The sequence below is a fragment of the Rothia sp. 32237D007AR genome (assembly GCF_053544675.1).
In genome coordinates this window covers 45,733-59,251 of the sequence record NZ_JBPPUO010000012.1, presented here as the reverse complement: position 1 = coordinate 59,251, position 13,519 = coordinate 45,733, and the positions used below count along the sequence as shown (strand labels likewise).

Below are 13,519 nucleotides of genomic sequence, written 5' to 3'. Positions count from 1 at the left end.
ACCCCACATTCCCCTGCCCCACAGGCAAGAAAATGTGCGGCGGCGTCCGCCTAGATTTTAGCCCCCACCCCTGCCTTTATGCAGGTGGGACAGCCATTATTGGTATTGGTGCCGTTAACCATTCTGCCCCTGCTCGTGTTGCGCCGCTGTTGGGCGGTTCATCATCGCAGAAGCAGAGCGGACCTTCTTTCCCCTTGCAGGAGCATGGTGAAAAAGCCTATTTTTGGGCGGGAGGGTGACGGTATTGTGGTGCACACTCCGACCGTACTCAGATAAGTTGAGTAGCGGTTTAGACGAAAGTATAAAAAAGTATAAAAAGTATAAAATGAGGGGTATGAGCAATCCTTTCTCCCCATCTTTCGGTGCTACCCCGCCCAATATCTTTGGCCGTGCCAAGGAACTCAAGGTTACTCATTACCCTCGATGAAGTCCACCGCGAGAACATAGATGACCTCAGAGAAATTGCGACAGCAATCCAACATCTCTTCCGTGAAGGGCGCAACATCATGTTTGTTGCCGCCGGGCTACCCCACGCGATCCATGATTTGCTGAATGACAACGTCCTTACCTTTCTGAGGCGGGCAGAACGCTATTCGCTAGGGCTTCTCTCACCGCAAGCCAGACACAACGCCTTTGTAGAAGCATTTGCCAGTAGCGGTAAAACCATCGAATCAGAGGCGGTAGAACAAGCAGCTATCGCCTCTCAGGGGTACCCCTATCTCATACAGTTACTGGGCTACCATGCCTGGCGGCTGTCTGCTGACGGTTCTCAGGTGGATGCAACTACAGTGCAAGAAGCAATTCAGGTTTCTCGCTCAAAGCTCACCTATCTTGTACATGAGCCTGCCCTATCTGCACTCTCTGACGGTGATATGGAATTTCTGAAGGCTATGGCTCATGACGAAGGGGAAAGCAAAATTGCTGACATTGCAGGGCGCCTCGGCAAAACCGTTCAAGAGCTCAGCGTCTACCGCCAGCGTCTTTTGAAAGCGGAAGTTATCGCGGCAACAGGCCATGGCAAGCTCTCTTTTGTCTTACCCTATATGCAGGAATTTATCGCTGGGGAATTCGCTGAATAGCAGACGGGGCTAATCAAAGATAAATTTTGCCAGAGTCACGCAACCGCAGCCTTCGAGAAGCAAAACTTTACCCCCTCTGTTCTCTCTTCACCCTAGTGATTATCTCGGGGTGAAGAGAGAAAGGACGGGGTGAAGAGAGAAAGGACGGGGTGAAGTCGGCTCTGCGGCGCTCAGGCCGGCATCTCTACGCCCAGGCCGCCCCTAGCGCCCCAGCGCCTTAGATGTGGTAGTCCGTCATCTCAAAAATCTGCAAGAAGCGCTGAATACGCTCATTATCGGAGTCAAAGAAGGCTTCGGGGGCCCCGTTGTAGAGCACGCTGCCGCCGTCAAGGAAGATGATACGGTCAGCAACCCGGCGGGCAAAAGCCATGTTGTGGGTGACCACCACCAGGGAGCGTTTCTCGCGTGCCAGGTCAATCAAGACGCGAATAACCTCAGCTTCAAGCTCAGGATCCAGGGCGCTGGTGGGCTCATCAAAGAGTAGGTAGTCGGGGGCAACTGCCAGGGCGCGGGCGATAGCGACGCGCTGCTGCTGCCCACCGGAGAGGTTATCGGGGTATGAGTCTGCCTTATGCCCCAACCCCACTTTTTCTAGTAGCTCGCGCGCGAGTTGGGCGGCGGCGTCCTTACCCATCTTGCCGTTGAGCACCGGGGCCAGGGCCACGTTCTGTTCGGCGGTGTAGTGGGGGAAGAGGTTGAAGTTCTGGAAGACCATGGCCGAGTGTTTGCGGATGGTGCGCACCTGCTCCTCGCTCAGGCCGGTGGCGAAGTTTACCGAGTCCCCTTCGATGGTGAGGACGCCTGCCTCGGGGGTTTCTAGCAGGTTTAGGCAGCGGAGCAGGGTGGATTTGCCGGAGCCTGAGGGCCCGAGGATGACGGTGGTTTCGCCGTGTTCTAGGTCTAGGGAGATGTCACGCAGAATGGTGTTCTCGCCGAAGCTTTTGGTGAGGTTCTTCAGGCTAAGCATTGGCTGTCCTTATGTAACGGCTGGTGTGCTTCTCTAGAGCGCGCTGGGCCATGGAGAGCAGGGTGAAGATGACCAGGTAGATGGCGGCTACTTCAAGGTACATGGCAAGGGGCTCGAAGGTGCGGGCGGCGACCTGCTTGCCAGCTTGGAAGAGGTCAATCATGGAGATGACCGACACCAGGGAGGTGCCCTTGACCAGGTCGATCAGGTCGTTACCTAGCGGGGGTAGGGCGATGCGGGTGGCCTGCGGGATGACGACGTGGCGCAGGGTTTGCATCTTAGTGAAGTTGAGGGTGCGGGCGGCCTCGAACTGGCCGCGGGGGATGGATGCGTAGGCGGAGCGGAAGGTTTCGGCCACGTAGGCGCCGGTGTTGAGGCTCAGGGCGATGATGGCGGCGGGCCAGGTGTCGAGGGTGATACCTATGCGGGGTAGCCCGTAGAAGACTAGGAAGAGCTGCACCAGAAGCGGGGTGCCGCGGAAGAACCAGACGAAGGCTGTTGCTAGCCAGTTGAGCGGGTTGTAGCGGCTGAGGTTGCGGGCGGCGGTGGCCAGCAGACCCAGTACCAGCGCCAGTGCGAAGGAGATGAGGGTCAGGGGGATGGTCACTTGGGCGGTGGCCAGCAGCAGGGAGGGCAGGGATTGTGCCCAGAGTTCTAGGTAGCGGTCCATAGTCTTCTACGGGTTACTTTCGGTTCGGACGCCGGTGGGCGGCTTGCCGGGGCCGGTTAGGCCTTGGGGGTCAGGTCGATGCCAACGTACTTTTCGTAGATGGCTTTGAAGTCGCCGTTGGCTATGTGCTTGTCGATGGAGTCGTTGATGGCGGCCTGTAGGCTGGTGGCGCCCTTGGGCATCAGGATTGCTGATTCTGAGGGTTCGCCTAGTAGCCCATCGAGTAGGCGGATGGGGGCGTCGGGGTGCTGTTCCTGGTAGTAGGCGAAGGTGACAGCGTCGTTGCCGCAGGCGTCCACACGGCCGGTGAGTACCTGTTCGATGGCTTCGTCGAAGCCGGTGACGATGGTCATTTTTGCGCCGGCTTCTTCGAGCAGGGTGCGGAAGACGGAGGTTTCAGAGGATGCTGCGGTGGCGCCGTTGAGGTCGGCGATGGTCTGTAGGGGTGAGTCTTTTAGTACGGCTACCTTGCCTTGTGAGGCGACGTAGGGGGTGGAGAAGTCGTATTTTTTCTGGCGTTCTTCGGTGGGTGAGACGTTGTTGATGACGATGTCGTAGCGGTCAGCGTCTACACCGGCTAGGAGGGAATCCCACTGGGTTTCGATGTATTCGGCTGTGACGCCCAGGTCGGCGGCGATGAGGTCGCCGATTTCTTTTTCCATGCCGACTAGTTCGCCGGTTTCGTTGTGGTAGTTCCAGGGGGCGAAGGTGCCTTCGAAGCCAATGCGGATTTTTCCGGCGTCCTTAATAGCTTGGAGTTTGTCAGCAGCTGCGGTGCTTGCGGTCTTGTCTGATGAGCTGCAGGCGGCCAGGGCCAGGGCGAGGGCGGACGCGCCGGTGAGGGAGAGTGCGGTGCGGCGGGTGATGTTCTGCATGGGTTTGCCTTTCGGTGGTGGCACTTTGGGTAACGGCGCAAGCTTATAACAGGTGGAGCCCCTGCAAAGAATTATTGTTACGCGATGATGAGGAAAATTTTTCAAGAGAGTTTGGAGGCGGCATAAAACACTACCAATGCAGGGACCGCCACCGCTGCTTCAGCAAGTAGCGACGACCCTATCGCCGAGCTTGTAGAACTGAGCCCCTACAACATTAAGGACTCCGAACACACCGAAATTTACTATACTGTGAGCTAAGTAAGGAGATTACCATGAAAAAAAGAAGCCTTATCGCACTCACAGCCGCCTTCCTCCTTACTGCCTGCACCCCTCCCCCAGCTTTAGACGGATGGCCCGAGGCAAAACTTGCCGGGAATAACTTAGAGGACGTTGAATACGTGCTCTACCTCAGCCCTTCAGTAGTTGGTTCGACCCCCGTTGACCGTAGCTATCTTGCCCTCATTAAAGCTGATGGAACCTATGAAACCATCAGGGTGGGACGGAAAAGTATTTGCCCTGGGTACACTGCCTGAAGAGAATGAATACGGTAGCTATCAGTACGGCGATGTGCTCACCTTCGACCTTGAAACAAGAGAGTTCTTAGCGGTCCCTGTGACGGATGAAGAAGGAGCCCCGCTACCTCTTACCCATGAAGACGGCACTGGAGTAGCACATGCTCAAGCCATAGATAATGAAGCTATCAAAGATGGCAAACTGTCCTGGTACCTGGGGAACACTATCTATGAGACCGATGTTGCCACCGGCGTCACCAAAGAACTCTTCGATATCTCCGCAACTAAAAAAGGGCTGTCCAACTCACAGGTTGTTTTCAGGGAAGACGATATCGTTGTCTTCTCTTATAACCAAGACGAAGAAATCCAGATGATTCGTTACGACCGCTCAACCGGTCAAGAACTTGACCGCGTTCAAGTCGACGGTCTCATTGAGAAAACCTCAATCAAGATGATACCTCGAGGGTTCGCCGCTAAACCGCTCAACTGACCCCTCACACAGAAGGGTGGGCTTCTACCGCAGAAGCCCACCCTTCGTATCTTTACCCCGCCCTAGGCAGCATCCAAGGCAAAGGTCATATCCTCCAGCAGGTCATCGATATCTTCAATACCAACAGCAACGCGCACCAGGCGGGTGGTGAGGCCGGCGTCGTCGCGGTCTTCTGGGGAGTAGGCGCCCTGGGTCATGGTGGTGGGCAGGCAGACCAGGGACTCAATGCCGCCGAGGGAGACGGCGAAGGTGAAGACCTGCAGGGCATCGAGGAAGGCCTTGATGTCGCGGCCTTCTTTGAGGGTGAAGGAGAAGAGGGCGCCCTTGCCGGTGGCCTGTTCGGCCTGAATTTCAGCTTCTTCGGCGCTGTAGGAGCCGGGGAAATAGACGGTGTCAACGGCGGGGTGAGCAGCGACAGCCTCAATCAGGGTGGCGGCGTTGGCCTGCTGGCGCTCCATGCGCAGGGCCAGGGTTTTGACGTTCTGCAGCAGACGGTAGGAGTCGATGGGTGAGAGCACACCGCCAGAGATCAGCTGGGCCTTAAAAAGCTTGTCAGCTAACTCTGCCTTATTGGTGCTGGCGACGCCCGCGAGCAGGTCACCGTGCCCGGCCAGGTACTTGGTGGCGGACTGCACCACGATGTCTGCGCCCAGGTCGAGGGGTTTTTGTAGGTAAGGGGTCATGAGGGTGTTGTCGACAACTAGCAGGGCCCCGTGGCGGTGGGCTAGGTCGGCCACTTTTTTGATGTCGGTGACGCGCAGGGTGGGGTTGGAGGGCGTCTCAATGAAGACCATGCCCACGTTTTTCCCTTCAAAGTGAGCGTCGCAGAGGGCGGAGGGGTCGTAGATTAGTTCATGGTTGACGCCGCGCTTGGGCAGTTCGATGGTGGCAAAACGGTAGTTGCCGCCGTAGACGGGCATGCCCATGATAAGGGTTTGGCCGTGTTCGAGGATTCCCATGGCTGCGGCGGTGGCACCCATACCGGAGGCGTAGAGGTAGGCGTATTGGGCACCCTCAATGGCGGCGAGGGTGGTTTCTGTCTTGGAGCGGGTGGGGTTGCCACCGCGCTGGTATTCGAAGGGGCCTTCGGTGCCGTCTGTGGGTTGGCCGAAAGTGGTGGCTGTGTAGACGGGGGGCACCACGGCTTGCTCTTCGTTGGTGTGCACGGCGTGGATTGCGCGGGTGGTGAAGCCTGCCACGGTGATTCCCTTCAATATCAAAAATCCTACCTATAGAGCCTATACCTCTTATCTGCGAGGCAGGGAATTAAGGTTACGCCTTTATGACATTCTGCTGGGGTGTTCACCGGGGTACAGGCCAGGGGTGTAGGAAGGCCTGCTCGTCATGTTTGTTGCAGGTTAGTTAGGTAGCAGAAAACCCCCGATCCCTAGTGGGTTCGAGGGTTTTCTTACGTAAAGACGCGCGAGGCGGCTGGTTTAGTTGTTGTAACCAGCAGGTGATACGAAGATCGGTGCGGACGCGGTGGGCAGGTTGACCGAGAATACGGTGGTGCCGATGCCGTTCCAGCCACCGTGTACGGCCTGGCCGTTGCCGATATAAACGGCGATGTGCTGCTGACCGAAGCCGTTGGACTGGTAGAGGACCAGGTCGCCGGGCTGGGGGTTGGCGGTAACGGTGCCGAGTGACATGTAGTCCATGGGCCAGCCGTGGAAGTTGATGCCTGCGGCGCGCAGTGAGTTGGTTGCCAGCATGGTGCAGTCGGTCTGTGCGTTGACTGCGGCAGCGCCGAGGGCGGCTGCTACAACAGCGTCACGCTTGGCCTGGTTGGTGGCGGTGGAAAGAGTGGGGGTTGCAGCGGGTGCGGCGGGTGCCTGGGCTGCTACGGGAGCTACAGTCTCAACGGGTGCGGGGGCTGCAACTTCTTCAACGGGGGCAGGAGCGGGAGCTGCTTCTACAACCTCGATGGTTTCTGCCTGAACAGTGACGAGGGTTTCTACAACGGGAGCTTCTTCAACAACCGGTGCTTCTTCAACAGCGGGGGCTTCCTCTACGGGTGCCTCTTCAGCTGCGGGAGCTTCTTCGATGACGGGGGTTGCTTCAACGGGCTTTTCGGGGGCCACGACGTATTCGGGTACGCCCCAGTCAACGACCTTGCCTTCACCGGCAACGGCGAATGACTTGAGTAGGGGGGTTGAAACGGTTGCACCGTTGTCTACGGTGGTCTGCGGTGCTTCATTATCTGATGCGTTTGCTGCTGCTAGAACAGCACCGGACAGGATGATGCCTACCGCACCTACGGAGAGTGAACGACGCAATGTTGTACCTTTCGTCTCTTCTTGAGATTTCGCAGCCGGGTTGCTGCTACTGCTGGGTGGCCCGTACGTGGGGTTGTGGGCTCCCATGCTTCCCTCGGAAGCTGATTGGACTCTGAACAGCCTATAACGGTTTGGTAACGATGTATACCGAATCGTTATAGAAAGTTGGTTTTTCGGGCATATATCACCCTCTTGCGGGGGTGTGAGAGGCGGCGGGTGCTTTCCGTTAACCCTGGTCACCGCGGATTAATGGGCAGCAACCTGCCTAGTTGGAGCAAACTGGCATAATATGCGCCACAATAGCGGGTGAGTCACGGTTTCATCACAAAACAGTGACACAGACTACACCTTAACTGCTGGTGGGGGTAAGGGCGGACGTCCGCCCCCTGCACGGGGGCTAGTCGCCGCGCAGCTTCAGTCGGACGTTAGGTAGCTCCGGGGCGGGAATGACGGAGGTGCGGGGCTTTTCGTCGTATTCACCGGGCAGTAGCACCACCCCGCCGAAGCGGGGGTGATCGGCGGTAGCGCCCTGACCGGCGGCAAGGGCGCCACCGGTCACGATGTCAGCACCAGAGGCACCCGCCGGTGCGGTAACGGCCTCGAAGCTGCCGGCCTGGGCGTTCCAGGCGGCGCGGGCCTCAACGATGTCTTCATGGGTGCGGCCGATGAAGTTCCACCACATGGTGATTTTTTCGCCAAAGGGGGTGCCGCCGAGCAGGATCAGGCGGGTGTCCCCGATGGCCCCAATGGTCAGCTCTTCGGTGCCGGGCTCGATGAAGAGCATCTCGTCGGCGGCAACGCGCTGGCCCTTAATAAGGAGGGCACCGGTATCGACCACAAAGCCGTGCTCAAACTCGGGGTTAAGGGTCAGGGTGAGGGTTCGGCGCGGGGCATCTTCTGCCGGGTTCTTGTCGGCCCGAGGGTCTGAGCCGGGGGCACCCACCAGGATTTCAGCGCCCAGCAGGGGCGAGAAGGTGGTGACGGGGGACGAGGCGGTCTTGGTTTCCTCATCGACAGTCACACCCAGCTCCCCCAGGAAGACGCGGGCCTGCACTCCAGCCGGGGCGGACGCGTTCTGCCCGCTCCCCTGCCCGCCGAAAGTGAGGGCCTCGGGCACGAAGTTTTCGAAGGCGGGGGCGGTGTTCATATCGTCGCGGGGCAGGGCGATCCAGAGCTGGATGCCGTGCAGCACAGTGGTGTCTGGCGTGGAGTATTCGGAGTGATTGATGCCGTAGCCGGCGGTCATGAGGTTGAGCTCGCCGGGGCGGACGTCGGCGACGGTGCCAAGGGAGTCGCGGTGTTCGATAGTGCCGGTGAAGATCCAGCTGGCAGTTTGCAGGCCGGTGTGAGGGTGCGGGGCGACGCGCATACCGCCGGTGACGGCGACGTCATCGGGGCCATAGTGGTCGATGAAGCACCAGGCACCGACCATACGGCGGTCGCGAGAGGGCAGCAGGCGGCGGACGGTCATGGCGCGCAACCCACCCAGGGGCACGGGGCGAGGCTCAATGAGTTTCATAGGTTTAGTGTACGCCGGGGCGGACGGGGGTGGGGTGACCGGACGGCCGGGGCAAGCGGACGGCAGATGGCAGATACGCCGAATGCGACTCCTTTTCCCGAGCGGGCGTTGTTTTAACGTCCTGTGGGGAAAAAGAGTCGCGTTCGGCGGTGCGCCCTAGGCAGAGAGGACGGTCTTGCGACGCTTTAGCTGAGTGCCAACGTCCTTCAGCCAAGTCCCACGATTAGAAACCGCAGGGACTTCCGTAGTGAAGGGGGCTATAGCCTGATTCTGCACGAACTCATGGATAGTGACCAACGCTTTTTCCTGACCTTTTCTCGTGGCAACTGTAGGAAGCTGATAGAGCAGCTCTGAGTTACCTACGCCCAGGTAGAAGGGAAAAACCGCAGGGAAGGCTTTTCGTCCGAGATAAGTGGAGAATCGTGGGCTACGCAGAGCCTGATCGATTTCTTCGGTACGACCTTCGGCTGTAATACGGACAATAAATTCCGCGTCTGCCAGGTAGGTGCGGTTGACGATAGATGTGCCGCCCTGAGCGTCAGGAGTAAAAACTAGATTTTTAGCGCTACTAGCTTTCATCCCCTGAGCCAAGAGCAACCGACGACGAAATTTCTCTTCACCAGTACGTTGATTGATGGTGTGAAAGTCATCTACAAAAATCGCTCTGCGTTCTTGTCGTACAGTGAAATGGATACTTTCAAGCCAGATTGGCATTTCATCATCACGCTTGTATCCCATAGCCCCTGCAAGAAGACCTCGAAGACTCCGCGGTGATGGTACTTCTTCAGTATGAACAATATTGCCGGTTACTGTGGCCCCAGCCCAAGACTGCAGGGGACCGGCAAGCCGGATGTAAATGGAATCACTCACTGCTGGATCCATTCAACAACAGTATCGATGAATTCATTGAGGGAGGTGGCTTTAAGGTTGCCGAACTGGCCGTCGAGCCCCTCATAGGTTCCAGTCAGCGCTTCAACAGGGCCGAAATTATCAGGGTCAAAGTTGCGGGCCTGGCGGTACTGCTTGGCAAGGCGTTCAATACTGGGAGCTAGGTAGCCCCCCTCTTTGCCGTTAAGCACTGGGGTTTCAAAGTCATAGGCAGTGCGGTACTGCTGTTCCTCTGCGAGGACGAGAGCAGGCTGGATATAGGGGGCAGTGCTGTTTTCCTTGCCGCGGGGCAGGCCGTAAATAATTGCGGTAATGAGGTCGCGGAGGTTACCTTCTGAACGCTCTTGGCCAAAGCCAGTCCAGGATTCTTTGAGCTGGGCCTTATCAATGCTAATTGTGCGGTAGAAGATCCCATTGGTGTACTGGGCCACGCCCAGGAAGGTTGCACCAGTTTCACCCCTACGTTCTTTCACATCGTCTACCGTTGAGAAGTAGTCGGTTTCGATAGTAGCTGCATGGGTTGTCACCCCAGGTGAGACGCTTAAAGCTGCCTCAGTGTTCTTCTGTGGGGCGTTGGCAAACATGCGGCCGAAACTGGCTATTGCGAGGGAGCCAGTCTTACCTTCCTGAATAAAATCAGAGTTAGTTTTATCCAGGATAGTTGTTGCGGCAGTAGTAATCTCTTCTTCGCTTAGCCACGATGAACGTGCAGAACCACTTTCGTTGTCTTCCTCTTTACCGCTTCCCTTAGTAAGGGTTCCGACAATACCTTTAGCCGCTTTCAAGAGAGCTTTTTCATCTGCATCGGGAGAAATTTCTAGAGCCTTAGCCACGACTTCACTAGCAAGGTCCCCTGAGCGCACGGAACGGTCAAGAGAGGATTTTTCGTACGCAACGCGAATACCGCGCTTAACTGACTGGGACGAGTGGAGGGCACGTAGAGCGCCACCAACGGTAACACGCTTGGGTGTTCCATTATCATCTCGGTTGAGGTTGGAGTAGGGGACGGAGGTCAGGATGCTAATAGTGAGATGGTTTGACATGGTCAGTTGTCCTTACTGGTCGTCGGCCGGTGAGTTTTCCTCGGCCTGTGAAAGGGTGTAGTTGAATGAAGAGTAGTAGTCTCGCAGCACCTGGCGACGAATATCTTGCGAGGCCGGAGAGAGTCCGTTACCCCAGTAAATGATGGTTTTTGCTAGGTTGTATTTATCGAGAGCCGGTGGGTTTTGCAAACCATTAGCAAGAGCCAGTAATCGCCTAACGCTCAAGACTGCCTCTTCAAGTGGCTGCGTATGAAGGTAGGCAAGACGCTGCCCCACAACATCAGGCTTATCGGGGTTAAGAATCGTTTGCTTTCCGTCTGCTAGATGCTTGGAGAGGTGATAACACCAGGACCCAAAAGAGCGGTACCCCGCCCCATTGTCTCTACTGAATGTTGGAATATCCTTATATTCGGCAAGCATCGCAACAGCCCTTAAAAGAGCCGTCTGCTGTTCTTTAGACTTAAAATCTGCTGTGTAGGGCAGAACATAAGGGTAAGCGTAGTGTTCAGTTACGGGGCTATTTCCGCGGCGCAAGGCAGAAATTTCTTTGGCATGACCGCTTTCTTGCGCTGCCATCCGGTTCACCTTTTTGATGAGGTGATACCACGTCTCTGGCTGATTATTTGTCATCGGTTTCCTCCTGGTTAGGGGTTTCCTTGATAATGTTCATCGCTTTTCGAAGACGCATATAAAGTTGTCCGCGCACATACTCGGTGCGGGCCACGTTTTGGTTGCGATAAGGCAAAACGGTCGCATCATATGCGCCTATTGCTGCATGTATTGCCTCTTCGAGGAGAGAGTTTGGCAGATAACCCTGTTCTTTACAGTCGTGTTGAAGGAAATCTATGTAGACCGGAGTGATAGCTCTCCAATAGTTAGCAGAAGCGTCAGGCTTTAGTTGCTCCAAATCATCAAGAACGACAGGTGCGTATCCTTCTTGAGCACGTTTTTCATCTCCCGTATTTTTTCGCCTAAAAGGTGAACAGACGATAGCGTGCATCTGTTGTATGACGCGAGCCTGTTCTCTAATGAGGTCTTGTATGTCTTCACTTTGCCCAAAGACCCAACGCTCGGGGTCAGGGGTATAAACCTGTGAAGCACGGATGCTGGGCGATGATGCAGTTCCTTCAATCTGATGTCGGATAAAAGCTAACCTGGATTTAGTGGATGAGTAGAAACAATCATCTCGTTGGCTTTTAGCTGCTACGGATTTATGTGCCGCGGCCCATTCAACAGCAAGATCTGTAGCATCTCGGCCTAAATCAAGTCGCTGTGCCTTGGGGTCGCCTTGTTCGTTCTCCATATAGAGATAAAAAGGATCGTGGGTATTGCGCTGGTCCCACCAGTTCTTTCGCGTATTTTTATCCTGTCCCATAGTAGGCAGATACCATTCCTGAGGAATACCGCCAATACGCACGCCGACTAGGCGGTCGCTTTCCCAGAGGCAGGCTGCAGTATTGGAGCTCCAGGTACCTGCCCATAGGGGGTGTTCTGTGCCATCACCTAGTAGGGCTGTAGTCCCCAATCTATCGCACCAGGCTGGCAGGCCCTCTCCTTGTACCCAGGTCTTGGGCAGAGACTGCAGGAGAGTTGCTAGCAGGCTATCCTCTTCCCAAAAAATTTCTGTAGAGGTGTTCCCTTTTCCAAGAAAACGAATCCCTGGAGAACCCATAGCGCACTTTTCACCGTCATAGGTGTTGTTTCCAGCCATTGAGTAATGGTGATGCACTGCAAGATTCTGCACTGCTTCCACAAGATTCAAGCTAGTTTGCTGGGCTACTGATAGGTTCCAGAAGTCCTCACCTTGATCTGCTGGCATAGCAGGGAGCAATTTTTTGACAGGTTGCTTGCCAGGAGCGAGCAGACGAGCGGAGTCTTTGGAAGAGGCGGGCTCTAGTGGTGGACGCTGTAAGAAGGGGAAGGTAGATGAAAAAACATCTGCGCCGTCCTCTAGTTGTTTAAGCCCTTGATCCACGGCTGATTCGCTTAATCCCTGCTCAAGAATCTTTTTCGCTAGTTTCTTTTCTTTTCGAGGTTCATAGCCTTCTTCATGACGTAGTACTATAGCAAGTACGTCTCGGAGAATCCGTTTCTGGGCTCCTAAAAGGTACCCAGGGATTTTTTTATCAAGGGCTGTTTCTTCTTGATGGGAAGATAAGAGCGCATCCCTTATAGTGACACTAGACATGCCCTTATCCGTCTCAAGACGAATCCAGGGAATGTCAGTCAAAGCATTAGATAGCAACGACTACCTCCTTCGGTATCTGTATCTCCAGAGTAAATCATAAGAACAGACAATACAATTATATGTCCAGAAAATTATTGCCCTTCTGTTCCCAGGTAAGTACACTGGAAACAGATTCCCCCGTAACTACGGGGAAGGCCTCGGACATTACAACTATATTGAACTACCCCGCCACTCGTCAGAAAACGTAGCAGGAACCCGAGCCAAGAATAACTTTACCAACCCCAGCTGATACAGCCAGAAAGAAGGCAAGCAATAGTGTCTCGCACAGTGTTCCTCACCAAATATCCTGTTCATGAAGCTCTCATGGTAGATCACCCCAACAAACCACAACGTGGATGGGATGTCAACTCCCCTATTTTCCGCCATCGTGCCATCATGCACCTTTTTCCAGAACTTATGGGCGACACCCCGCGCGCAGACTCTAGCATCCTCTTTCGCCTCGATGCTATTGCAGGAAGTGCCCCATACTTCCTCATTCAGTCTAATCTGGCCCCTAATGAGGGGCACCCGGTAGAAGCAAAACAGGTTGAACTGGTTTCACCTCCTGCAGGAACATATATATCTTTCCGCTTAGCTCTCAACGCGGTTAAGAGAAAGGGCAACAAACCAGGAAGCAACGGTAAACGAGGCCAAGGAATCGTTCAGATTCCCTTTGACGGGGACGTAGAAGCCGACAAGGCCCTTCCCCGTATGAGCGAATGGTTAGCTGATAAGCTCTCACCCGCTCTTAGTGATGTAACAATCATGAACCATCAGCGACAAGTTCTGGGATCTGACCGATCAGGACGAGCACAAGGGAGCCCTTTTGTAGTGCAAGTTGATACGGTCGATGGTTTTGCCCGTGTTGAAGATCCCGCACATCTGGAAGAAATACTGTTGAAAGGCATCGGTCGAGCAAAATCATATGGGTGTGGTTTGCTCTCTATTCGTCCACTAGCTGAGTAGGGAGAAA

At 55.4% G+C, this 13,519-nt stretch carries 13 protein-coding genes; 3 read left to right on the top strand and 10 right to left on the bottom strand.

Annotated features, from left to right (window positions below):
- Positions 1–389: 389 nt before the first annotated feature.
- Entirely contained in the window at positions 390–1,079 is a 690-nt protein-coding gene (locus tag ACED87_RS08150) for a hypothetical protein (RefSeq protein WP_449082332.1), read from the top strand.
- A 217-nt stretch (positions 1,080–1,296) separates the two neighbouring features.
- Here the strand turns inward: ACED87_RS08150 and ACED87_RS08145 are convergent, their stop codons facing one another.
- From ACED87_RS08145 to ACED87_RS08135, 3 genes are read right to left on the bottom strand one after another with little or no spacing between them, the layout of a single operon-like run.
- Positions 1,297–2,046: an amino acid ABC transporter ATP-binding protein gene (locus ACED87_RS08145; RefSeq protein WP_449082334.1), complete on the bottom strand. Its 750-nt coding sequence runs from the start codon at positions 2,044–2,046 to the stop codon at positions 1,297–1,299.
- Entirely contained in the window at positions 2,039–2,716 is a 678-nt protein-coding gene (locus tag ACED87_RS08140; protein WP_449082335.1) for an amino acid ABC transporter permease, read from the bottom strand. Before ACED87_RS08140 ends, ACED87_RS08145 begins: the two co-directional genes overlap by 8 nt.
- 56 nt (positions 2,717–2,772) lie before the next feature.
- Positions 2,773–3,591: a transporter substrate-binding domain-containing protein gene (locus ACED87_RS08135; protein WP_449082337.1), complete on the bottom strand. Its 819-nt coding sequence runs from the start codon at positions 3,589–3,591 to the stop codon at positions 2,773–2,775.
- Between the two features lie 480 nt (positions 3,592–4,071).
- Here ACED87_RS08135 and ACED87_RS08130 point away from each other — a divergent pair, with 480 nt between their 5' ends.
- Complete coding sequence (locus tag ACED87_RS08130) at positions 4,072–4,593, top strand: hypothetical protein (protein ID WP_449082339.1); 522 nt, start codon at positions 4,072–4,074, stop codon at positions 4,591–4,593.
- 62 nt (positions 4,594–4,655) lie between these two features.
- Here the strand turns inward: ACED87_RS08130 and ACED87_RS08125 are convergent, their stop codons facing one another.
- From ACED87_RS08125 to ACED87_RS08095, 7 genes are all read right to left on the bottom strand, one after another.
- Positions 4,656–5,792, bottom strand: coding sequence for a trans-sulfuration enzyme family protein (locus tag ACED87_RS08125; protein ID WP_449082341.1), 1,137 nt, complete (start codon positions 5,790–5,792; stop codon positions 4,656–4,658).
- 237 nt (positions 5,793–6,029) lie between these two features.
- Positions 6,030–6,869, bottom strand: coding sequence for an NlpC/P60 family protein (locus ACED87_RS08120; RefSeq protein ID WP_449082343.1), 840 nt, complete (start codon positions 6,867–6,869; stop codon positions 6,030–6,032).
- 397 nt (positions 6,870–7,266) lie between these two features.
- Positions 7,267–8,388, bottom strand: a complete 1,122-nt coding sequence (locus ACED87_RS08115; protein ID WP_449082345.1) for a pirin family protein — start codon at positions 8,386–8,388, stop codon at positions 7,267–7,269.
- A 156-nt stretch (positions 8,389–8,544) separates the two neighbouring features.
- Entirely contained in the window at positions 8,545–9,258 is a 714-nt protein-coding gene (gene cas5e / locus ACED87_RS08110; protein ID WP_449082347.1) for a type I-E CRISPR-associated protein Cas5/CasD, read from the bottom strand.
- Entirely contained in the window at positions 9,255–10,319 is a 1,065-nt protein-coding gene (gene cas7e / locus ACED87_RS08105; protein WP_449082349.1) for a type I-E CRISPR-associated protein Cas7/Cse4/CasC, read from the bottom strand. The genes cas5e and cas7e overlap by 4 nt, the downstream gene beginning before the upstream one ends.
- A 12-nt stretch (positions 10,320–10,331) precedes the next feature.
- A complete protein-coding gene (locus tag ACED87_RS08100) occupies positions 10,332–10,949 on the bottom strand; it encodes a type I-E CRISPR-associated protein Cse2/CasB (protein ID WP_449082351.1) in 618 nt (205 codons plus the stop codon).
- Positions 10,939–12,564: a type I-E CRISPR-associated protein Cse1/CasA gene (locus ACED87_RS08095; RefSeq protein ID WP_449082352.1), complete on the bottom strand. Its 1,626-nt coding sequence runs from the start codon at positions 12,562–12,564 to the stop codon at positions 10,939–10,941. Before ACED87_RS08095 ends, ACED87_RS08100 begins: the two co-directional genes overlap by 11 nt.
- A 258-nt stretch (positions 12,565–12,822) precedes the next feature.
- Here ACED87_RS08095 and cas6e point away from each other — a divergent pair, with 258 nt between their 5' ends.
- Positions 12,823–13,512, top strand: coding sequence for a type I-E CRISPR-associated protein Cas6/Cse3/CasE (gene cas6e, locus ACED87_RS08090; protein WP_449089878.1), 690 nt, complete (start codon positions 12,823–12,825; stop codon positions 13,510–13,512).
- Positions 13,513–13,519 lie beyond the last annotated feature (7 nt).